This window comes from Chitinophagales bacterium (genome assembly GCA_040877935.1).
In the GTDB taxonomy this organism is placed as follows: Bacteria; Bacteroidota; Bacteroidia; order Chitinophagales; family CAIOSU01; genus JBBDNB01.
Genome location: JBBDNB010000029.1, coordinates 1 through 21,122 on the forward strand (window position 1 = coordinate 1; position 21,122 = coordinate 21,122).

Consider the following 21,122-nt stretch of genomic DNA (forward strand, 5'->3'; position numbering starts at 1 on the left):
AACCACCATTACAGAAATAGTTTTAATGCGGCATTTTATAGTTAAAATGGTATAAGGTATTTACTGACTTTAGCAGTACGAGCTAAAAGCTCGCACTATCTGAGGAAAACCTGATGAAAAATATAATTTTAATGGTTGTGAATATTATTGAATTAAATTTCTAATAGTTAATTCATCCTTCCAAAAATGCATTACTTTTTTTGCTAAATCAATTATTGCTATTGATTCACCAAACTCAGATTTAAGTTCGTCTTCAAGATAAATGATAATTGGACTTTCAATATACCCTTCTTCAATATACCCTTTTTCAAAATATCGGTTCTTTTTTATTTCTCTAACTGATTTGTGCCTTTGACTGTCTACGGCAAAATGTTTTATTCCGCTTGCAATATGATTACATAAGCGCAATATTGGTTTACTGTTTAATTTTGCACGGTCGTTGCTATATCTACCTTGAAAAACCCAGTCAATTAAGTGGTATGCGGTCACGAAAAAATTAAATGCCAGATAAACATCATCTTTATTTTTAGTTAAATTGGCAAAATCAAATTCTAATTTTTTCCAATAGTCATTAACTGTGTATAGTTCAATAAACCCCCTACTATTTTTCATACTTATATTTTACTCATTTTCAACTTAAAACATTATCTATCTATTCATCCCTTTCCAAAAACCGCACATTCCTTTTCAATCCCTCAAAGCCCGTTCTTTTCACAGCCGAGCCGGTAAATAATTTCTCAAAGGTAGCTTCATTGAGGTGTTGCCAATCTTTTTGGCTCATTTCCATTAATTCGGGTTTGGGTTCAAAATCTGGCTCGTTGTGAGGTTTTGAGAATCGATTCCAGGGACAGACATCCTGGCAAATGTCACAGCCAAAAGCCCAGTTTTCAAATTGGCCTTTGAACTCATTGGGGATTTCTTCTTTCAATTCAATGGTAAAATAGGAAATACATTTGCTGCCATCAATTTGATAAGGTTGATCGAGCGCCCCGGTAGGACAGGCATCAATACAGGCAGTACAAGTACCACAATGATCGGTTACCGGGCCATCGTATTGCAGCTCCAGATCGCAAATGATTTCAGCCACAAAAAAGAAAGAACCGCTTTGCTTGTTCAGCAGGTTGGTATTTTTGCCAATCCAGCCCAGGCCACTGCGTTTTGCCCAGGCCTTGTCCATCACCGGAGCAGAATCCACAAAAAAGCGGCCATCAATTTCGCCCAATTCCTCCTGCATTTTCGCAAAAAGCTGCTTGAGTTTTTTCTTCACCACCTTGTGATAATCCCTGCCATAGGCGTATTTGGAAATTTTAGGAGCAGTGGCATCCTCCTGTTTTTTTTCGGTGTAATAATTGAACAACAAGGAAATAACGGATTTTGCCCCGGGCACTAATTTTCGGGGATCGGTGCGCTTTTCAAAGTAATTTTCCATGTATTGCATCTGCCCATGTCGCCCTTGCTTGAGCCAGGCTTCCAACTGCCGCGCCTCGGGTTCCAACTGCTCGGCCTTGGCAATTCCGCATTGCATAAAACCCAGCTCGCTTGCCCATTTCTTTATCTGTATGCTGCGGTTTTGAGGGTTCATTTTTGAATTTTTTGGACATTGAGTGATTCAGGTCATTTCGATACATCCCGACCTTCGGCACGGGACACTCAATGAACTGAATCGTATCGAAATGGTACAAAAATTTGATTCTTGAAAATAATTTAGCGTTTTCACTAATTACAAGGTCAGTTTGTAAGTTACACAGGGAACTGAAATCGTGAAAGTATTGCTCCACGTAATGCCTGTGCTGTCTTCAATTGCCGAATAATAGTAAGTGCCGTAGTTTAATTCCACATCCAAAGTGCCGTTATTGTTGCATTGTGGGTCGGTATTGAATACCTCCGTAATTTGTCCGCGATAAATACTGTCAACGCTAATTCGAATGGGGTTGCCAGAAAAATCACGCCAAAAACTCACCGTTCCGCTATTGTCCTCATTGGAGTTGTTTGTATTATTGCCAATATTATCGACACACCATTTGCCGCCAAATCCGCTGTCGCAAACACAATCGCCATCAGAGCAATAGCCATTTTGACAATTGTCTTCACAGGGCGTATTCTTATTGCAATTGCTCAATGCAAAAGCAAAAAGAATCAATAGAGGCAAAAAGTACATTTGCTTTCGTAAATCTTTCATTAAATCCATTTTTTGCGCTTGAAAAATACCAACATGGCAATTACCAGTACAATCATTAGTCCCATAACGATAGGGTAGGAATACTTCCATTGCAGTTCGGGCATGTATTCAAAGTTCATTCCGTAAATCCCCACAAGAAATGTCAATGGAATGAAAATGGTAGCAATGATGGTCAACACTTTCATCACGCGGTTCGTTTCGTTCGATTGCCGATTGAGGTAAACATCCATCAACATACCCACCAAATCTTTCTCTGACTCAATATTGTCAATGATTTGCTTGAGGTGATCGTGAATGTCTTTTATGAATTTTTTCGTGTCGGGCACCATCAGTGGCGAATCCATAATTTCCAGCGTATTGATGGATTCCTTTAGTGGAACAATCTGTCTTTTAAGGTGCAGCAGCATTTTTTTGATATCCTGAATTTCGTTCAGTTGCTCCTCCCTAAAATGTTGGAACAATTCCATTTCCATTTCCTCAATGCGCTCATCAATATGTTCGGTGAGGATAAAATAATGATCCACCACAATATCGATGAGGCGATAAAAAAGGTAGTCGCTTTTTTTGTTGCGCACATTGCTGCCTTCGGCTCGAATTCGGTTGCGAATGGCATCAAAAACATCGCCTTTTTTCTCCTGAAAGCTCAACATATAATTTTCACCCAAAACCAAACTGATCTGCTCGGTGTCCAATTCATTTTTCTCCGTATTGTACTGAATCATTTTAAGGGTGAGAAAAAGATGCGGGGGAAATTCGTCAATTTTAGGCCGCTGTGTAGTGTTCATTATGTCCTCTACCAAAAGCTCATCTAATCCGAATTGTTTGGTCAATTTGCTGATCAACTCTACATCGCTCAGTCCGTTGACATTCAACCAATAGGAATAATCCGCTTCGGGTTTTTCACCGAGCTCCTCAAATTTTTCATAGCTGCTTTCCTTTAGTTCAGTTGACTTAAACTTGAATAAGTCCAGGCTGACTTTTTCGCCTTCTTTCTCGCCAATATAAACCAGCGATCCGGGTGGCAGTCCAAGCTTTCGCCTTCCTCTTTTTACGCTTTTTTTCCTGGGCATTGGTTAAATTTTAATTGAAATGAATCTCATAATCTACCCATTTCCGGTCAATTAAAGTAGGCCATAAGCTTAGCTGAATACGGTTGATCTTTCCCCAGGCAGGCATACTTGTAATTCCCGGAGGTCCGTTCAAACCCAGACAGGTAATGGCAGCAAAGGCCATTTTTCCGGTCATGGCATCGCTGTGCTTAATCGCCAATCTGACTCCAAGCTCATTGTATTCATTCAGCTCTTCCCTGCTTTTCTCTGTTGCGGCTTCTCCGTGAATGCCGTTTAGCCCAACAATGGAAATATTTTGCTTTTCAATTTGAACAGGGCTGCGTTCCCAAATTTTCTTTACAGCATCAATGAATTTGGTGACTTTATCGTAAGTATAGGGTCGGGAAAAATAGAAGAATTGCTCAGAAATAAAGCCTTCGTTTTGTCCCATGCTCAGTTTTAATTTTTCCGGTCTGGGCTTGCCCTTTACGCCCGAAAGTTGCACTTTGTTTTTCGCCAGTGTTTCCAATTTCACTTTGCTTAGATCAACTGTAACATCCGGTGTCAAGTAATTTTCAGGATCGTGGATTTCATAAATCAATTGCTCTCGCAAGCTGTCCCTGCTCAGCAATCCACCTGCAGAATCTAGTTTTGAAAATATGGCTTTGCCATCGGGAAAAACCTGGGCAATGGGATAGCCCAAAGCATCTATGGGATAATCCATAGGCCACTGTGCATAGGAATTTCCACCACTGGCCTGTCCGCCACATTCCAGCAAATGCCCCACGCAAATACCGGTAGCCAATAGATCGAGTTGCTCGCTTGTGGCGTTTTCAATTTCCCAATTGAATTCATGCGCCAAAATCCCGAGGGTCAAACAAGGGTCGGCCACCCTTCCTGCCAGAATAATTTGCGCCCCTTGATCCAAAGCATCTTTTACGGATGCTGCACCTGTATAAACATTGGCATGTGTTGCAGGATATTTAGAGTCACTGTACGGCACCTGACTGTCGAGGTGTAGGAGTTTTTCGCCTCCGTTCTGCAATTCTTCTAATCGATCGATCATATTGTCGCCCGTAATGGCTGCGATTTTCACGTCTGTAATGCCTTGTTTTTCTAGTATGGCACTTACTTTTTTAACGGCTCCCAGTGGATTCAAGCCACCGGAATTGGTTACTATTTTCATGCCCTGTGCCAATGCAGCAGGGTAAAGTGTTTTGGCTAAAAATTCAATATCGCGGGCATAGCCCATATTTTCATCCCTAAGCCGATCCTTTTGAAGGATGGATAATGTCAACTCTGCAAGTGCATCGGATACCAAATAGTCGGCAGCACCTTCTGAAACCACTTGCATAGCAGCCATTGGGCTGTCTCCGTAAAATCCCTGGGCGGCTGCAATTCTTACTGATTCTTTCATTTTATTGGATTCATTATTTTCCAAATGAAGATAAAACAAAGCGGGGGTATATCAAATTGCAAAAGGATGATGTGGGATCTGTGATGTCAAATGTGAGATGGAAAATGTGGGATTTGGGATGTGAAAATTATGATGGAAAATGTGTAACGCGCCCTCGCCCCGCTTCCAGCGAGCGAGAATCTTAATTGCGTCTCGCAAAATATTTCAACACACAGCCGGAGGCTGTTAAATAATTCACTCCCAGAAGGTGGGAAATGTGGGATGTAAAATGTTGGATTTAGGAGTGCGGTGATTTCAGAACCACCTAGGTCAAATACACATTTTGGTCATCCTCGCTTACAGTAAAAGTTCTGAGGTCTTTATCGGCAGGCCCTTTTAGGACTTTTCCCTCAATACTAAAGCGGCTACCATGACAAGGGCATTTGAGCTCTGTACCATCTGGTTTTACGGTACATTTTCTATGTGTGCACTCCGCCAATACGGCTGCGTATTTACCATTTTCCAATTTGTGGATCAACACAGCATCGGGGAATTTTTCTACATCAAGTGCTACAAAATCTTTCTCGTTAAAATGGATTTTGGCCACTTTAATGGTTTTGTCTTCTACCGAATATGGCACATAACTATAAGAAGCACAGGATTCCAATAATGTAGCTCCACAACAAAGTCCTCCGGTAACTATGCCCGAAGTTTTTAAAAAAGATCTTCTTGTATTTTCCATGGGGATAGAGTTTATTTTCTTTTTAAAGATTTATTAATCCTGCTACTGATAGGTCTTCATCCAACTCCGCCAATTAATCCCTATCTGAGTCGGAAAATAAAGCTACATTTTTTAAGTTGATAATTCTTTATCCATTTAAGATTTTATTTAGAGCTCAATACCCAATTGCTGGTGCGAGCTTCTAGCTCGTTTCGAAGAAGTCGTATTTAAAATGAAGCCAAGCTACTTTCCAATAAACTGAAATAAATTATCTAATCCCATTTAGGCTCATCGGCAGATTCAGGACCATCATCTCTGCTTTTGTGGGAAGGAGTTTCGTTTTGATTGTCATCGCCATCATTTTGGTGGCTGAATTCATCAAAATCATATTCTGAAAACAATTCCTCTTTCAACAATACCACAGTTCTCCCCAAAGCATTTATCTTTGAAGTATTACTTTTGCAAGAAATCAAACGGAAAAATGGATTTGGAATTTAACAAGAATGAAGATGCTATGAAGCTGCTGGTATCTCAAGTGAATCGCAAATTGGAAAAGATTCATTTGGGTGGCGGAAAGAAAAATATTGAAAAACAGCACAGCAAAGGAAAATTGACCGCTCGTGAGCGCGTAGAATACCTAAAGGACAAGGACAGTGATTTCTTGGAAATTGGCGCATTTTGCGGTGATGGCATGTATGAGGAATACGGTGGCTGTCCGGGCGGTGGCGTGGTTACGGGAATCGGAAGAGTGTCAGGCAGGCAATGTGTAATTGTGGCCAATGATGCTACAGTTAAGGCTGGTGCTTGGTTCCCCATTACAGGAAAGAAAAACTTGCGCGCACAGGAAATTGCCATGGAAAATAAATTGCCCATCATTTATTTGGTGGACAGTGCCGGGGCTTTTTTGCCCATGCAGGATGAGATATTTCCCGATAAGGAACATTTCGGAAGGATGTTTCGCAACAATGCTGTGATGTCATCCGAGGGTATTGTGCAGATTTCTGCTATTATGGGCAGTTGTGTGGCAGGTGGGGCTTATCTCCCTATTATGTCGGATGAAGCCATGATCGTGGAAAAAACAGGATCCATCTTTTTGGCAGGACCTTATTTGGTGAAAGCGGCCATAGGAGAGGAGGTCGATTCAGAAACTTTGGGTGGAGCAGAAACCCAATGCGAAATTTCGGGTGTTACGGATTATAAATTCAAGGATGATCAAAGTTGCTTGGATGCCATTAGGGACATCATGGACAAGATAGGGCACAACGAAAAAGCGGGGTTTGACAGGGTAAAGCCTAAAAAGCCAGCCAAAGAGCCAAAGGAATTGTATGGTATTTTTCCAGAAGCCAACGCCAAACCTTATGATGTAAAAGAAATTATTGATCGCTTATTGGACGGTTCTGAATTTACCGAATACAAAGCAGGCTATGGGAAAACCATAGTTTGTGGTGTGGGTAGAATTGATGGTTGGTCGGTAGGCATTGTGGCCAATCAAAGATTGCTCTGCAAAACCAAGAAAGGTGAAATGCAGTTTGGCGGTGTTATTTACAGCGATTCGGCTGATAAGGCTGCGCGTTTTATTATGAATTGCAATCAAAAGAAAATACCGCTGGTTTTCTTGCAGGATGTTACCGGGTTTATGGTAGGCTCCCGTTCCGAACACGGTGGAATCATTAAGGATGGTGCAAAATTGGTGAGTGCAGTATCCAATTCGGTAGTTCCCAAATTTACCATTATCACAGGCAATTCCTATGGAGCTGGAAACTATGCCATGTGTGGTAAAGCCTATGATCCGAGATTGATTATGGCCTGGCCTACGGCTAAAATAGCAGTGATGGGTGGAGATCAGGCGGCAAAAACGATTTTGCAAATAGAGGTTTCTTCTGCCAAAAAAGTGAGGGGAGAGAAAATCAGTCAGGAAGATCAGGACAAAATTTTCAAAAAAATTAAGGATCGCTACGAAGAAACGACAACTTCCTTTTATGCAGCATCTCGTTTGTGGGTAGATGCGATTATCGACCCCAAGGAAACACGCAAAGTGATTTCTGCAGGAATAGAGGCCGCCAATCATGCGCCAATCACAAAGCGTTTTAATCCGGGCGTTATACAAACTTAATAGTGCACAAATGCGTTCTGTGATTTGAATTTTGACTAAAACTATATTTATGCTTTTAAAAAAAATCCTTTTAATTCATTCTGTATTGTTGTTTTTTGCCTTTTCAGTAATAGCGGGAAATCCATCTAAACCAAATCCCAATAAGGAAAAAGTACAGTGGATGAGCTTTGAAGAAGCAGTGGAGAAAAGCGCAAACGGTGAAAAGAGAAAGATTTTTATAGATGTTTACACTGATTGGTGTGGTTGGTGCAAAAAAATGGATGCTACTACATTCAGCCATCCTGAAATTGCCGCTTATTTGAATGAAAACTACTATCCCGTAAAATTGGATGGTGAGCGAAAAGATACTGTAGTTGTGAATGAAAAAACCTATGTTTTTGTAGCTGAGGGAAGACGTGGATATCACGAGTTGGCTGCTGCACTAATGAATGGCAGGATGAGTTATCCGACCATTGTTCTGCTCGATGAGCAATTCAATATGATTCAGCCCATACCTGGCTACAGACAAGCTCCTGAATTGGATGAGATTCTTAAATATTATGGAAAGGATCTGCACAAGCAAAATGTTTCTTTTGAGGATTTCAAGGCCAATTACGATTCTCCTTTTGAATAGTTTTTCTAGAGTTTAACCCTAAATTTTTATTCACTAAAAACGATTTTTCTATCATATTTGCAAGTTTAGAAAAATATTGTAAATTACGTCACGTAAATTGCGTGACGTAATTTACGTCATGCATAGTCGTTTTTTTATGAAAAAGTTGAAAAATCCATTTTTACTTACTGGTTATTTTGGGAAAGAGTACTTCTGTAATCGAGAGCAGGAGCTTGATACATTATTGGAGCACTTTAACAATGATAGAAATATTGTACTGTATTCATGGCGTAGAATGGGCAAAACAGCACTCATTAAATGTTTTGTTGCTGAACTGGAACAGAAAAATATAGCTGAAACAGTATATGTAGATTTGCTGGGAACAAGGAGTATGAATGCAGCAATCAAGCAGATTACTGAAGCTGTTTATGAAAAGTTTGGAAAAACAAAGTCAGGCTTTTCTGCTGCATTCCAGCACTTATTAAAATCAATTGGAGCCAATCTTAGTTTTAATCCACAATCTGGTATGCCTGAATTCAGTCTTTCACTAAAACAAAGTGAAAAAGCCAACAGATCTTTAAATGCATTAGGTGATTTTTTACAAAAAAGAAAAAAGCAAATTATAGTAGTGCTGGATGAATTTCAACAGATTGGCCGTTATTCTAAAGAAAATGGGGAAGCTTTTTTTCGCACATGGATGCAGGAATATCCGGGCATCAGATTTATCTATAGCGGTAGTCATAGGCAAATGATGATCTCTATGTTTGCTGACAAAAATCGCCCTTTTTACAGAAGTGCGCAGTTAATGCAACTCAACCCTATTTCATTTTCAAGCTATAAACCTTTTATCACTCAGCACTTTGAAAGAAATGGAAAGCAAATTGATGCCGATGTGATAGATGCTATTTATGAATGGAGCAGAGAGCAAACCTACTGCATACAGCTACTTTGCAACAAGCTTTTTGCAAAACATGACAAAATTAAAGTAGAACATTTACAACCCATTTGTACAGAAGTGATCAATCAGGAAAGTCCTATACTTTCTAATTATAGCAATCTTTTGACAGATATGCAGTGGAAAGTACTCCTAGCTGTTGCTAAAGAAGAGCCTTTAAAAAATCCTCAGTCCAAAAATTTTATTGAACAATACCATTTAGGAGCCAGCAGCTCAGTGAGTACAGCATTGAAGAAGCTTATTGAAAAAGAATTGGTTATTCAGGAAGAATCATCTTATTATATTCACGATGTTTTAATGACAAGGTGGTTACAAAACTTTTAAAAACTAAATTACAACATGCCCCTGCATCCTGAAGATTCGCAAAATATCAGTTTAAACAAATACATTAGCAGTAGCGGCTATTGCTCGCGCAGGGCTGCTGATAAAATCATTAAAGCAGGAAGAGTCACCATCAATGGTAAAACAGCACAGTCCGGCAATCGGGTGGGTATTGATGATAAAGTCCTGGTGGATGGAAATCCAATTGTACATAAGGAGCCCTATATTTATCTTGCATTTAACAAACCTGTAGGCATTACCTGTACTGCTGAAAAAAGTGTAAAAGACAATATTATAGATTTTATCAATTATCCCAGGCGCATTTTCCATGTTGGCCGTTTAGACAAGGATTCCGAGGGTTTGATCTTGTTGACCAATGATGGTGAAATTGTAAATAAAGTCTTGCGGGCAGGTAACAAACACGAAAAAGAATACATCGTGCGTGTGAACAAAAAGATCACCGATGATTTTATTAAAGCTATGCGCAGCGGTATTCCTGTACTTGATACAATTACCAACAAATGTTTTGTGAAAAAAGAAAGCAATCATGAGTTTCGCATTATTCTCACTCAGGGATTAAACAGGCAGATCAGGCGTATGTGCGAATATCTAGGCTACAAAGTAAAGGCACTGCAGCGTATTCGCATTATGCATATTAAACTGGATACATTACCTGTCGGGAAATGGCGACATTTGAACAAGGCTGAAGTTACAAAGCTGAAAAACAGTACGGAACATTCGAAAAAAACTACTTTGCAAAAACAGAAATAGTTTTTCTAATCCAACAATTCAGCAAGCTTGTTTTCCAGGGCATCGCCTCTCAGGTTTTTAGCAACAATATTAAATTCACCATCTACTAAAAATGTTGCCGGTATAGAGCGCACATTGTAGTTCTGTGCAACAGGACATTGCCAGCCTTTGAGTTCACTTCCGTGATATTTCCAGGTCAAATTATCTTGGCCAATGGCGCTCACCCATTTCTGCATATTCTTATCTAATGATATGCTGTATATCTCAAAACCTTTGTCTTTGTACTCTTTATAGGTTTTTACAAGATTTGGATTTTCAATTCGGCAAGGTCTGCACCAGGATGCCCAGAAGTCGATCAGAATATATTTGGCATCCATATCATAAAGTGAATACTCCGTTCCTTTATGGCTTTTTAATTTGAAATCAGGTGCTTTGGAGCCAATAGCCAACCTCTTGGCTTCTTTTAATTTGGCTTTAAAATCTGCCAAAAAGGGAGAATTGGGCACCTGGTCTTCTACGCGTTCTACCACTTTTTTCAGTAGTGCTGTATTTTCTCTCACATCCAAAAGGCTGGCTCCAAATAAAGCCAGGTGTGGAGATTGCACTGTATCTACAAAATTAGTAGTGAGCTTTTGCAAGTAACCGGCTTTTTGCTGGTATTGCATTTGTATTTGCATCAATTGATTTTGATCACCGCCCTGTGCTCTCAATTGCTGAAATTGCTGAGTGAGTTGCTGAAGGCTTTTTTGTGTTGTGCCCAGCTCTTTTATAAAGGCGGAAAGTTGTTCAGAGGGTTGCGAACCGCTTACGGTATAATCAAAAACATCTTCAAAATTTCCGTTTACCGTGACAGCTCCACCTTCCAGAACCAGTGCCCAGGTTTTATTTTGATTAAATCGCAGCATATACAGGCCGTCTTCCGGAAGCGTGCCTTTCATTTTAAATTCTCCTTCTTTGTTTAGAATGGCAGTGTCAATAGGTACATTGCCCTGTAGCGACATCTGATCCAAAAACAAAGTTTGCCCTTCTGCACCTTCAATTTTTCCGTCAACAATATAGTCCAGCCCTTCGAGCTTTTCTTTTTCATTGGTACAAGCTGAAAGGAAAAACAGTGCAGCAAATAATAATCCTAAGTATTTCATTTGAGTTGAGTTTTATTTAATTTGTCAAGTAAGCAATATCCTTTCTTTTAAAAAAATTAATCGCTACCCGAGCTTTTATTTTTAAATTAATTTAACTTTTCTTCCAGCAGTTTACTGGCCAGTTGTGGATCCGCTTTGCCCTTTGATTTTTTCATTACCTGCCCCATAAACATGCCCAATAAACCTTTTTTACCATTTTTGTATTCCTCTACTTTTTCCGGGAATGCTGCAATTACTTCATCTACCAGGCCATCTATTACGGATTCATCGCTTTGTTGAAATAGGTTGAGTTTCTCAGCTAAGTCGGCTGCTTTGCTATTGGGCTGTTCAACCATAGCAGGGAAAAGATTTTGCGTTGCCGCAGAATTGCTGATTTTCCCCGAATCTATCAAATTGATGATCTCGGCAATTTGCTGTGGTTTCAGGACGAATTCTGTCAGCTCAATGGCCTGTTCATTCAGATAGGATTTTACAGCACCCATCACCCAGTTGGCAGCTGCTTTGTAGTTTTTGGTAAATGTGATCAGTTCATTGAAATACAATGCAATTTCTTTTTCATCGGTGAGTATCTGCGCATCGTAATCTGATAGCTCAAATTCCTTTCTGAAACGCTGATAGAGCTCTTCAGGCAATGGCGGCATTAGCTGTTTTATCTTTTCGATATAATCTGCCTTGATACGCACAGGAGGCAAATCTGGCTCGGGAAAATAGCGATAATCATGTGCCAGTTCTTTGCTTCTCATGGTAAAGGTAGTGCCCTTGACGGCATCAAAACTGCGGGTGTCCTGGTCTATTACTTCACCGGCTTCTATTGCTTCTATTTGTCTTTTTATTTCATAATCAATGGCGCGCTTTACGTTTCGTATGGAGTTCATGTTTTTCACCTCTACCTTTTCGCCAAATTTTTCTACGCCTTTTATGCGTACTGAAATATTGGCATCGCAACGCAGGCTGCCTTCTTCCATATTGCCATCGCAAATTTCGAGATAACGCACCAGTTTTCTGACTTGGGTTAAATAAGCGTAAGCTTCATCTGCACTGCGCAAAACGGGTTCTGTAACAATTTCCAGGAGAGGAACTCCGGCACGGTTCAGATCAATCAAAGTATAATAAGGATCCTGATCGTGCATACTTTTACCGGCATCTTCTTCCATGTGTATGCGGGTGAGTTCTATGTTTTTGTCCTTGCCTTCAACATCTATTCTTACATATCCACCGGTGCAAATGGGGGTGTCGAATTGAGAAATTTGATAGCCTTTGGGCAAATCTGCATAAAAGTAATTTTTACGCGCAAAACGATTGACTTCTGTGATATTGGAATGACAGGCCAGTCCCAGCATCACGGCAAATTCTACCTGCCTTTTATTGAGCATGGGCAATGTACCGGGATGTCCCAATGTGATGGGGCTTATCTGGGTATTGGGCGGAGCTCCATAAGCGGCAGAGTCTCTTGAAAAAGCTTTGCTCTTGGTGGCCAATTGGGCGTGTACTTCCAGACCGATTACCGCTTCGTATTTATCGTAAATGTTCATCTATAAAATTTAAACTCTAAACTCTAATTTCTAAACTCTAAACAAATCCAAAATTTAAATTTCCAATGTTTGAAACATTAGTATTTTGAGATTTGATATTATTTAGGATTTAGGATTTAGAAATTAGGATTTATTATTTACTTCATTAAAAATATCTTTTGCCAATTCAATGGCATTGTCTAATCCCTTTGGATCTTTTCCTCCGGCTGTGGCATAAAAATCCTGGCCACCGCCACCACCTTTTATTGCTTTGGCAATATCCCTTATGATCTGCCCGGCATTCAATCCTTTTTCTTTTACAAGATCATCACTCAGCATAATACTCAATAGTGCTTTTTTGTCAATTTCAGCACCAAGTACCAAAAATAAGGAAGCCGTTTCTTTTTTCAATTGAAAAGCCAATTGCTTCATTGCATCGGCAGAGGGGAGATCAACTTTTGCCGCGATAAAGTTAATGCCGTTTTCTGATTTGATCTGCGACAAGAGTTGTTTTTTTACATCCTGTGTTTTGGCTTTTGCAAAATCGTCCACCTGTTTTTGTAGTTTCTGATTTTCAGCCATCAATTGATCTACACCCTTTAGCAGGTCTTTGTTTTTGATTTTTTCAGAAAGCCCTTCAAGTACTTTTAGTTTTTTATCGACATAATTTCTGGCTTTTTCCCCGGTAAGCGCCTCAATTCTTCTTACGCCCGAAGCCACTCCTGATTCGGAAACAATCTTAAAATAAGCAATTTCACCGCTTGCTTGTACATGTGTGCCTCCACAAAGCTCTCTGGAATAATTCGAATCGAAAGTGATCATGCGAACACTGTCCCCGTATTTTTCGCCAAAAAGTGCTGTGGCACCTGCTTCAATAGCTTTTTTGTAAGGAATATTGCGCTGTTCTTCCAAAGCGATATTTTCCATGATTTTTTCATTCACTTCTGCTTCTATTTTTTGTAGCTCTTCATCAGTGACTTTGGCAAAATGGGAAAAATCAAATCGCAAATAATCGGGTGCAACGAGAGAACCTTTTTGTTCTACATGTGCACCCAGGTTGTTTTTCAATGCTGCATGTAAAAGGTGCGTGGCACTGTGGTTGCGCTCAGCATTTTTACGCTTTTGCAAATCTACGCGAGCTGTAAATGCATTTTTGGGATTTTGGGGCAATTTATCACTGAAATGAATGATCAACTCATTTTCCTTTTGAGTATCAATGATGGATATTTTCTCATTTTCATTGAGCAATAACCCGCGATCGCCTACCTGTCCACCGCCTTCGGGATAAAAGGGCGTTTGGTCAAACACCAGTTGATAAAGGTCTTTGTCCTTTTGCCTGAGTTTGCGGTAGCGTGTGATTTTCACTTCAGCTTCCAATTGATCGTAGCCAATAAAATTTACAGAAGCATTTTTATCCAACACTGTCCAATCGCTTCTTTCAACTTTGGCATCTTTTTGTGAGCGTTTTCTTTGGGCATCCAATTCTTTTTCAAAACCTACCTCGTCTATTTTCATGCCTTTTTCAGAAAGGATCAATCGTGTAAGATCTGCCGGGAATCCATAGGTGTCGTAGAGTTCAAAAACCTGTGCCCCATCAATAATTGCCCCTTTTTTATTTTTACTGCTAAGCTCTTCTATTTTATTCAATCCCGATTTCAGGGTTTTCAAAAAAGCCGCTTCTTCTTCTTTAATGACCTTTTCTACAAAGTTTTTCTGTTTCTTCAGTTCAGGAAAAAATTCTCCCATTTGCTGAACAAGTACTGGCAATAACTGATAAATGAAAGCCCTTTCTAAATTCAAATAACTGTAGGCATAGCGGATGGCGCGCCTCAATATTCTACGAATGACATAACCAGCTCCCGTGTTTGAGGGCAATTGACCATCGGCAATGGCAAATACCACAGCTCTCAGGTGATCGGCAATTACTCTGATAGCCACATCGGTTTTTTCATTTTGTCCGTATTTAAAGTCGGATATTTTTTCTATTTCCCGGATAATGGGCATAAAAACATCCGTATCGTAATTGGATTTTTTGTCCTGAAGCACCATGCACAGCCTTTCAAATCCCATCCCGGTATCAACATGTTTAGCGGGAAGTGGCTCCAGGCTTTCATCAGCTTTTCTGTTGAATTGCATAAAAACCAGGTTCCAGATTTCTATCACCTGGGGGTGGTCCATGTTTACCAATTTACTTCCCGGCTTTGCTTTTCGCTCTTTATCGCTGCGCAAATCGTAGTGGATTTCAGAACAAGGGCCACAGGGTCCGCTGGCACCCATTTCCCAGAAATTGTCTTTTTTGCCAAATTTCAATATTTGCGATTTGGGAAGAAATTGCTCCCAAAGCTGAAATGCTTCCTTGTCCTCGGGCAAATGATCAGAGGCATCTCCTTCAAAAATGGTAACATACATGCGGTCTTTGTCCATTTTGAAAACCTCAACCAACAATTCCCATGCCCAGGCTATTGCTTCTTTTTTAAAGTATCCGCCATTGGTATCGCCAAAAGACCAGTTGCCCAACATTTCAAACATGGTGTGGTGGTAGGTATCGTAGCCTACTTCTTCCAGGTCATTGTGTTTGCCCGAAACCCTGAGGCATTTTTGGGTATCTGTTATGCGTTTGTTTTTGGCCGTTTTGTTACCTAGGAAATAATCTTTAAACTGATTCATGCCCGCATTGGTAAACATCAGCGTGGGATCATTTTTGAGCACAATTGGTGCTGAAGGAACTATTTGGTGTTGTTTGTCTTTAAAAAAATCCAGAAAAGTTTTCCTGATTTCTTTAGAAGGCCATTGCAGGGACATTTGAACAATTTAAATTAGCTTAGAAAAAACAATTAAATTTGTAGATAAGACATTGTATTATCTAATTGCAAGAAGCAGCAAAAATACGGATTTAAGGTAGCAATGAAAAAAGCAAAATACTATTACAATAAACATTCTCTGCGCTATGAGAAAATTAATGTTCCCGCTTCTAAACGATTGTTTAGAATATTGGGGTTTTTAACCACTTCTTTTGTCTTTGCACTATTGATTTTAATTGTGTCTTCTTATTACTTCGATTCACCCGAAGAAAAGGAATTGAAACGGGAGCTGTCTAAAATGAAGCTGGAATATGAGTTGATGGATAAGCGGTTGGCTCAGATGGACCAGGTTTTGGATGGGCTTCAGGAAAGGGACGACAATATTTACCGGGTGATTTTTGAGGCAGAGCCCATTTCTAAAAATGTAAGAACTGCTGGTTATGGTGGCGTGAACAAATACAGGGATTTGAAAAACTATGAGAATGGAGCATTGATGTCTGATATAGCGAACAAGCTGGATAAAATAGGTAAACAGATATATATTCAATCAAAATCTTATGATGAAGTTGCGGAGCTGATTAAAAACAAAGAGGTAATGCTGGCTTCAATCCCTGCTATTCAACCGGTTTCCAATAAAAACCTTACTCGATTTGCTTCGGGTTATGGCTATAGAATTCATCCTATTTACAAAACAAGAAAAATGCATTTTGGGGCAGATTTTACAGCACCTACAGGTACAGATATTTATTGTACCGGAAATGGTGTGGTGGCGAAAGTATCGAGTAGCAGGAGAGGATTTGGAAACCACGTACTGGTAGATCACGGTTTTGGTTATGAAACGCTTTATGCGCATATGAGTAAGATAGAAGTAAAAAAAGGACAAAAAGTAAACAGGGGAGATGTGCTCGGAAAAGTTGGTAACACAGGAACTTCAACAGCACCACATCTGCACTATGAAGTGCGTAAAAACGGCAGACGTATTGATCCTATTAATTTCTTTTACAATGATCTGAAGCCCGAAGAATACGAACTTATGATTGAAATTGCCGCAGCCAACAATCAATCTTTTGATTAATTATTTTTTCAGTAAATTTCAGTCAAACAAATAACTAAATCCCCTTTTGTGCCTTACAAAGAAAAAGAGATCGAAAAACTGTATTACTCAATAGGAGAGGTGGCTGAAATTTTTGATGTTTCTACTTCACTGATCCGCTATTGGGAAAATGAATTTGATATTCTAAAGCCCAAGAAAAATAAAAAGGGCAACCGGCTTTTTACGCAAAAAGATATGGAAAATCTTCACCTGATTTATCACCTGGTGAAAGTTAGAGGTTTTACCCTTGATGGAGCGCGTAAAAAACTGAAAGAAAATAAAGAAGATACCATTAATCAGTTTCAGGTGATTCAATCCCTTCAAAAAGTCAGAAAATTCTTAGTGGAGATCAAAGAGCAGTTGTAATAGGGAGTATTTATTTAGATAAACTAACTGAAAGTCATTAATAAGAATTTGTGCAGATAACTTGGGTTAAATTTATAAAATGGGGAAAATAGGTTTAGAAAATTGTCAATTTTTTGGTCATCATGGTTATTATGCAAAAGAGAAAGAAAAGGGCAATACCTTTGAAGTGAATGTGGAAGTGGAATATAATTTTTCAGAAGCAGCAGAAAAAGACGACTTGAGGCAGGGGTTAAACTATGAAAAGCTCTATGAAGAAGTAAAGTCGGTGATGCTTGGACCTTCCGTAAATTTACTTGAACACCTGGCTCAGCAAATAATTGAGCATATAAAGAATAAATTCAAGGGAATAAGAGCTGTTAAAGTTAAAGTGGCAAAACTAAGGCCTCCTATAGAAGGTGATATCAAAAGTGTATGGGTGGAAATAGAGGCTTAAGTAAAGGCATTGCTTTTTGAGCAATTTTATCTTAATTTTGCCTACCATTAAAAATGGTCGAGTGGCCGAGTGGCTAGGCAGAGGTCTGCAAAACCTTCTACAGCGGTTCGAATCCGCTCTCGACCTCAAAAGAAAAGCACTGTGTTTTAAAAAGCGCAGTGCTTTTTTGTTTTTCAATCCGGCAAAATATAAATCCGCAGAATTTGAATTTTTATGAATTAAGCTTGATTAGTCTTGTTAAATTCACTCAGTAAAATACATGTTCAAAAATGAAACTGAAGCAGCTTTATAAAACTAGAGTTTTAGAATTCTATCCCCCTGCAGCTATAGCTTCCTGTCTTGAAATTCCTTTCTTTGAATCAGGTGTTAAAGCTGGGTTTCCTTCCCCCGCTGAGGATTTTTCGGAACTATCTATTGACTTAAATGCCGAACTTCTTAAAAACCCTTCTGCTACTTTTTTTAGCAGGGTAAATGGAGATTCCATGAAAGATATAGGAATTGGAGATGGAGATTTATTGGTGATTGACAAAAGTCTGAAGCCTGAGAATGGAAAGATTGCAGTTTGTTTTATTGATGGAGAGTTTACGCTTAAATCTATACGAATAGAAAAAGACTGTTGTTGGTTGATTCCTGCTAATAAGAAATACAAATCTATTAAGGTAGATATCAATAATGATTTTGCCATTTGGGGCATTGTAACACATGTCATAAAATCTTTTTGATGTTTGCTTTAGTCGATTGCAATAATTTTTATGCCTCTTGCGAAAGAGTATTCAAGCCTGATTTGAACGGCAAGCCTGTTGTTGTTCTTTCAAATAATGACGGCTGTGTGATTGCCCGCAGTGATGAAGCCAAGTCCTTAGGCATACCTATGGGAGCTCCTGCATTTAAATACAGAAAGTTCTTTGAAGAAAGGAATATTACAGTTTTCTCATCCAATTATGCGCTTTATGGTGACATGAGTAATAGAGTAATGACAATACTCAGTTCCTATACTCCTGATATTGAAATATACAGTATTGATGAAGCTTTTCTGAAGTTTGAGGGTTTCCATTTTTTTAATATAGAGGAATACGGCAGTAGTATCAGGGAAAAAGTCACAAAATCAACTGGGATACCGATTAGTCTGGGGTTTGCAGAAACCAAATCACTAGCAAAAGCAGCCAACAGAATTGCGAAGAAATTTCCTGATAAAACCAATGGTGTATATGTGATTAATACAGAAAAAAAAAGAATAAAAGCATTAAAATGGCTTAAAGTTGAGGATATTTGGGGCATAGGGCGTAGAAATTCATTGCGTTTAAATAAGCTTGGTGTATTCAATGCTTATGAATTCACTCAACTTTCGGATGAACTGGTAAGGAAGGAATTATCGGTTGTAGGTCTAAGGCTGAAGCGTGACCTGGAAGGAAAACCTACTTTGAGTCTTGAAGAAATAAGCGCGAAAAAAAGTATTGCTACCACAAGAACATTTGAAAGCAATTACACTTCATTGGAACAGCTCAAAGAGCGTGTATCCACATTTGCAGTCACCTGTGCTGAAAAACTACGGAAAGAAGCCTCTTGTTGTAATGCTATGCTTATTTTCTTACACACCAATCAACACAGGTCTGATCTTATTCAATACAAAGGAAATACTTTTATCAGGCTTCCTTTCCCCAGTAATTCGAGTATTGAATTGTCTAAGTTTGCGACAAGGGGTCTGGAAAGAATTTTTAAAAAAGGATTTGAATACAAAAAGGCAGGAATAGTTGTAATGGATATCACACCGGAAAATTCAGTCCAACTCAATCTGTTTGAAAATTCCAATCCAAAACACAAAAAAATACTGGCAGCTATTGATTCCATAAATCGTTCATTGGGACATCAAAAAGTGAAATTGGGCAGTCAGGACATAGACCGAACATGGAAGATGCGACAAGAAAGGCTTTCTCCAAGATATACAACCCGTTTGAGAGATATAATAACTGTTAAAGTGTAATCGGAAAACCTTATTATTTTGTGATCCACATATAGAATTTAGAATCCTCTACCTGCATCATTGCATTCCCACCGGTAGTGTCCAGAATAGTGTGTCTCGAGCTACAAAAAGTTTTCAATAAATCAACAAGCATATGATAGTTTTTCTTATTGTTTTCTGAACAGCTTTGGCTCAAATTTAAAATTATGTACCGGATATTTATACTTCTTTTCCTGTTTTTCCATCGCTACGCTGGTGATCAGTGCCAGGACTGACTCTTCATCGGGGAAAGCCCCCCTCACCTTTAATGTCCTCCTTGCGCTCTTGTTAAACCGTTCTATCCAGTTTGTTGTATAGATCATCCTCCTGACCTTCACCGAATAATCCAGATAGGTGAAGTAGGGCTGCCATTCAAGCTGCTTTATGTACCTTTCCAGCTGTTTGTATTCCCTTCCCCATTTTCCGGCAAGTTTCATCAGCTTCCCATATGCCTTTTCCTTGTCGTGGTCCTTATCGTCAGGCGACAGGACTTCCCTGAGATCGCTGGACAGTGCCTGCCTGTCCTCCTTTCTTACGTAATCCCTTATGTTGCGCTGCAAATGCACGATACACTTTTGGTGGGGCGTGCCGCTAAAGGTACGTGAGATAGTGCCGTCCAGTCCGGAGAGCCCGTCAGAGACGACCAGCCCTACCGATTCCACGCCCCTTTGCCGCAGATCCTCGAATACCCGTTCCCAGGAATGTGCCGATTCTTCAGGGAAATTGACAATGGAGATCACCTCCCGGGTACAGTCCTCCTTTAGACCCATGATAATGTAAAAGCACTCGTTCCCGTAGTGCCCGCCCCTTTTGAGCTTCACGTGCAGGCCATCGATATAGAGGGCCAGGTAATGGCGATCGAGCTTCCTTTCCCGCCATGCGCCCATCTGCTCGTAAAAGCTCCGGCTGAAATCGCTGATCGTGCTCTTGCTGTAATGCTTCCCGTATATGGTCTCCACGACATCGGAGATGTCGCGGTCTGTCAGACCCTTGCCGTACAGCTGGAAGGACACTTCCTTGATATAGGACTGCTGTTCCCTGAACAGGGCCAGTATTGTGGGCGTATAGCTGCTCAACCTGTCGCGGGGAATACGCAGCTCTATCTGGCTGCCGTAGCCAAAGACCTTCCCCAGACGGTATCCATTGCCCTTGTTGTTCTGCCCTCCCTCAAGGAATACCTTGCGCTCTATTTTCATCATCGCGTTCAGCATCATTTGCAATACTTCGTTGAGACCGTTTTTTTTGTTCAAAAAATTGCTTAGTACATTTTCAGTTTGTTCTTTTGTTAGTTCCATGTTTCCAATGATTTAATGTTTGTGAATTTTATTATTCGTCATCACAAACTTGTTAAATTGTTGGAAACTTTTTCTTTACTACAGACACACTTTTTTGGACGGGTATCTTCCCACCTGTAATACCAAGGTTGTTTTACTATAGCACACTTATTTGGACGAGTACCCGTCATTAATCATTTTTTCTAATGAATAATCTGGGTTGAATGGAGTATTCAACAATATAAAAGAAAAAACCTGAGCTCGATCAGAAAATGATCGAACTCAGGTTTAAAATTTGAGTACTCAGTACTTAAGGCTTAGTTCTACTTATTAAGGATCAACTTACCTGTATGTACTTTTCCTTCCGTGGTAGTCAACCTGTAGAAATACATTCCATCTGCATGGTTGGCCCCTGAGAAATCAACTT

At 39.7% G+C, this 21,122-nt stretch carries 20 protein-coding genes and 1 tRNA gene; 10 read left to right on the forward strand and 11 right to left on the reverse strand.

The features are described 5' to 3' along the window. Window positions 1-144: 144 nt before the first annotated feature. From WD048_07650 to WD048_07680, 7 genes are all read right to left on the reverse strand, one after another. Window positions 145-612 carry a hypothetical protein gene (locus tag WD048_07650; GenBank protein MEX0812077.1) on the reverse strand — a complete coding sequence of 156 codons (468 nt, stop codon included), beginning with the start codon at window positions 610-612 and terminating at the stop codon, window positions 145-147. A 40-nt stretch (window positions 613-652) separates the two neighbouring features. Next, window positions 653-1,582, reverse strand: a complete 930-nt coding sequence (queG, locus tag WD048_07655; GenBank protein ID MEX0812078.1) for a tRNA epoxyqueuosine(34) reductase QueG — start codon at window positions 1,580-1,582, stop codon at window positions 653-655. A 138-nt stretch (window positions 1,583-1,720) separates the two neighbouring features. Then, window positions 1,721-2,179, reverse strand: coding sequence for a hypothetical protein (locus WD048_07660; GenBank protein MEX0812079.1), 459 nt, complete (start codon window positions 2,177-2,179; stop codon window positions 1,721-1,723). After that, the gene (corA, locus tag WD048_07665; GenBank protein ID MEX0812080.1) at window positions 2,179-3,249 is read right to left on the reverse strand and encodes a magnesium/cobalt transporter CorA; all 1,071 of its coding nucleotides are present in this window, start codon (window positions 3,247-3,249) and stop codon (window positions 2,179-2,181) included. The genes WD048_07660 and corA overlap by 1 nt, the downstream gene beginning before the upstream one ends. 10 nt (window positions 3,250-3,259) lie before the next feature. Next, window positions 3,260-4,645, reverse strand: a complete 1,386-nt coding sequence (locus WD048_07670; GenBank protein ID MEX0812081.1) for an acyclic terpene utilization AtuA family protein — start codon at window positions 4,643-4,645, stop codon at window positions 3,260-3,262. A gap of 304 nt (window positions 4,646-4,949) precedes the next feature. Continuing rightward, the gene (locus tag WD048_07675; GenBank protein ID MEX0812082.1) at window positions 4,950-5,366 is read right to left on the reverse strand and encodes a Rieske (2Fe-2S) protein; all 417 of its coding nucleotides are present in this window, start codon (window positions 5,364-5,366) and stop codon (window positions 4,950-4,952) included. 251 nt (window positions 5,367-5,617) lie between these two features. Continuing rightward, the gene (locus tag WD048_07680) at window positions 5,618-5,779 is read right to left on the reverse strand and encodes a hypothetical protein (protein MEX0812083.1); all 162 of its coding nucleotides are present in this window, start codon (window positions 5,777-5,779) and stop codon (window positions 5,618-5,620) included. A 47-nt stretch (window positions 5,780-5,826) separates the two neighbouring features. On the opposite strand from WD048_07680, the gene WD048_07685 reads away from it, so the two are divergent. The 4 genes from WD048_07685 (at window position 5,827) to rluF (ending at window position 10,097) form a co-directional block, all read left to right on the forward strand. Then, window positions 5,827-7,458 carry an acyl-CoA carboxylase subunit beta gene (locus tag WD048_07685; GenBank protein ID MEX0812084.1) on the forward strand — a complete coding sequence of 544 codons (1,632 nt, stop codon included), beginning with the start codon at window positions 5,827-5,829 and terminating at the stop codon, window positions 7,456-7,458. Between the two features lie 49 nt (window positions 7,459-7,507). Further along, on the forward strand, window positions 7,508-8,071 hold the full coding sequence (locus WD048_07690; GenBank protein MEX0812085.1) for a DUF255 domain-containing protein: 564 nt from the start codon (window positions 7,508-7,510) through the stop codon (window positions 8,069-8,071). A 136-nt stretch (window positions 8,072-8,207) separates the two neighbouring features. Next, window positions 8,208-9,329: an ATP-binding protein gene (locus WD048_07695; protein ID MEX0812086.1), complete on the forward strand. Its 1,122-nt coding sequence runs from the start codon at window positions 8,208-8,210 to the stop codon at window positions 9,327-9,329. Between the two features lie 15 nt (window positions 9,330-9,344). Next, complete coding sequence (rluF, locus tag WD048_07700) at window positions 9,345-10,097, forward strand: 23S rRNA pseudouridine(2604) synthase RluF (GenBank protein ID MEX0812087.1); 753 nt, start codon at window positions 9,345-9,347, stop codon at window positions 10,095-10,097. Between the two features lie 5 nt (window positions 10,098-10,102). Here the strand turns inward: rluF and WD048_07705 are convergent, their stop codons facing one another. From WD048_07705 to alaS, 3 genes are all read right to left on the reverse strand, one after another. Continuing rightward, on the reverse strand, window positions 10,103-11,218 hold the full coding sequence (locus WD048_07705; GenBank protein ID MEX0812088.1) for a TlpA disulfide reductase family protein: 1,116 nt from the start codon (window positions 11,216-11,218) through the stop codon (window positions 10,103-10,105). 86 nt (window positions 11,219-11,304) lie between these two features. After that, window positions 11,305-12,750: an Asp-tRNA(Asn)/Glu-tRNA(Gln) amidotransferase subunit GatB gene (gatB, locus tag WD048_07710; GenBank protein ID MEX0812089.1), complete on the reverse strand. Its 1,446-nt coding sequence runs from the start codon at window positions 12,748-12,750 to the stop codon at window positions 11,305-11,307. A gap of 123 nt (window positions 12,751-12,873) precedes the next feature. Then, entirely contained in the window at window positions 12,874-15,531 is a 2,658-nt protein-coding gene (gene alaS, locus WD048_07715) for an alanine--tRNA ligase (protein MEX0812090.1), read from the reverse strand. 102 nt (window positions 15,532-15,633) lie between these two features. Here alaS and WD048_07720 point away from each other — a divergent pair, with 102 nt between their 5' ends. The 6 genes from WD048_07720 (at window position 15,634) to WD048_07745 (ending at window position 19,403) form a co-directional block, all read left to right on the forward strand. Next, the gene (locus WD048_07720) at window positions 15,634-16,605 is read left to right on the forward strand and encodes a M23 family metallopeptidase (GenBank protein ID MEX0812091.1); all 972 of its coding nucleotides are present in this window, start codon (window positions 15,634-15,636) and stop codon (window positions 16,603-16,605) included. A 48-nt stretch (window positions 16,606-16,653) separates the two neighbouring features. Continuing rightward, window positions 16,654-16,989 carry a MerR family transcriptional regulator gene (locus WD048_07725; GenBank protein MEX0812092.1) on the forward strand — a complete coding sequence of 112 codons (336 nt, stop codon included), beginning with the start codon at window positions 16,654-16,656 and terminating at the stop codon, window positions 16,987-16,989. A gap of 79 nt (window positions 16,990-17,068) precedes the next feature. After that, window positions 17,069-17,422 (forward strand): dihydroneopterin aldolase, encoded by a 354-nt coding sequence (gene folB / locus WD048_07730; GenBank protein ID MEX0812093.1) that lies wholly within the window; start codon window positions 17,069-17,071, stop codon window positions 17,420-17,422. A gap of 55 nt (window positions 17,423-17,477) precedes the next feature. Next, window positions 17,478-17,548: transfer RNA gene (locus WD048_07735), tRNA-Cys, on the forward strand. A gap of 143 nt (window positions 17,549-17,691) precedes the next feature. Continuing rightward, entirely contained in the window at window positions 17,692-18,144 is a 453-nt protein-coding gene (gene umuD / locus WD048_07740; protein ID MEX0812094.1) for a translesion error-prone DNA polymerase V autoproteolytic subunit, read from the forward strand. Further along, a complete protein-coding gene (locus WD048_07745) occupies window positions 18,144-19,403 on the forward strand; it encodes a Y-family DNA polymerase (protein MEX0812095.1) in 1,260 nt (419 codons plus the stop codon). The genes umuD and WD048_07745 overlap by 1 nt, the downstream gene beginning before the upstream one ends. Before the next feature lie 146 nt (window positions 19,404-19,549). Here the strand turns inward: WD048_07745 and WD048_07750 are convergent, their stop codons facing one another. Then, window positions 19,550-20,716, reverse strand: a complete 1,167-nt coding sequence (locus WD048_07750; protein ID MEX0812096.1) for an IS256 family transposase — start codon at window positions 20,714-20,716, stop codon at window positions 19,550-19,552. Between the last annotated feature and the right edge of the window lie 406 nt (window positions 20,717-21,122).

What these genes read in the sequence shown, in the direction of transcription:
- WD048_07650 (MEX0812077.1), bottom strand. Translation starts at nt 612, where the DNA reads ATGAAAAATAGTAGGGGGTTTATTGAACTATACACAGTTAATGACTAT.
- queG (MEX0812078.1), bottom strand. Translation starts at nt 1,582, where the DNA reads ATGAACCCTCAAAACCGCAGCATACAGATAAAGAAATGGGCAAGCGAG.
- WD048_07660 (MEX0812079.1), bottom strand. Translation starts at nt 2,179, where the DNA reads ATGAAAGATTTACGAAAGCAAATGTACTTTTTGCCTCTATTGATTCTT.
- corA (MEX0812080.1), bottom strand. Translation starts at nt 3,249, where the DNA reads ATGCCCAGGAAAAAAAGCGTAAAAAGAGGAAGGCGAAAGCTTGGACTG.
- WD048_07670 (MEX0812081.1), bottom strand. Translation starts at nt 4,645, where the DNA reads ATGAAAGAATCAGTAAGAATTGCAGCCGCCCAGGGATTTTACGGAGAC.
- WD048_07675 (MEX0812082.1), bottom strand. Translation starts at nt 5,366, where the DNA reads ATGGAAAATACAAGAAGATCTTTTTTAAAAACTTCGGGCATAGTTACC.
- WD048_07685 (MEX0812084.1), top strand. Translation starts at nt 5,827, where the DNA reads ATGGATTTGGAATTTAACAAGAATGAAGATGCTATGAAGCTGCTGGTA.
- WD048_07690 (MEX0812085.1), top strand. Translation starts at nt 7,508, where the DNA reads ATGCTTTTAAAAAAAATCCTTTTAATTCATTCTGTATTGTTGTTTTTT.
- WD048_07695 (MEX0812086.1), top strand. Translation starts at nt 8,208, where the DNA reads ATGAAAAAGTTGAAAAATCCATTTTTACTTACTGGTTATTTTGGGAAA.
- rluF (MEX0812087.1), top strand. Translation starts at nt 9,345, where the DNA reads ATGCCCCTGCATCCTGAAGATTCGCAAAATATCAGTTTAAACAAATAC.
- WD048_07705 (MEX0812088.1), bottom strand. Translation starts at nt 11,218, where the DNA reads ATGAAATACTTAGGATTATTATTTGCTGCACTGTTTTTCCTTTCAGCT.
- gatB (MEX0812089.1), bottom strand. Translation starts at nt 12,750, where the DNA reads ATGAACATTTACGATAAATACGAAGCGGTAATCGGTCTGGAAGTACAC.
- alaS (MEX0812090.1), bottom strand. Translation starts at nt 15,531, where the DNA reads ATGTCCCTGCAATGGCCTTCTAAAGAAATCAGGAAAACTTTTCTGGAT.
- WD048_07720 (MEX0812091.1), top strand. Translation starts at nt 15,634, where the DNA reads ATGAAAAAAGCAAAATACTATTACAATAAACATTCTCTGCGCTATGAG.
- folB (MEX0812093.1), top strand. Translation starts at nt 17,069, where the DNA reads ATGGGGAAAATAGGTTTAGAAAATTGTCAATTTTTTGGTCATCATGGT.
- umuD (MEX0812094.1), top strand. Translation starts at nt 17,692, where the DNA reads ATGAAACTGAAGCAGCTTTATAAAACTAGAGTTTTAGAATTCTATCCC.
- WD048_07745 (MEX0812095.1), top strand. Translation starts at nt 18,144, where the DNA reads ATGTTTGCTTTAGTCGATTGCAATAATTTTTATGCCTCTTGCGAAAGA.
- WD048_07750 (MEX0812096.1), bottom strand. Translation starts at nt 20,716, where the DNA reads ATGGAACTAACAAAAGAACAAACTGAAAATGTACTAAGCAATTTTTTG.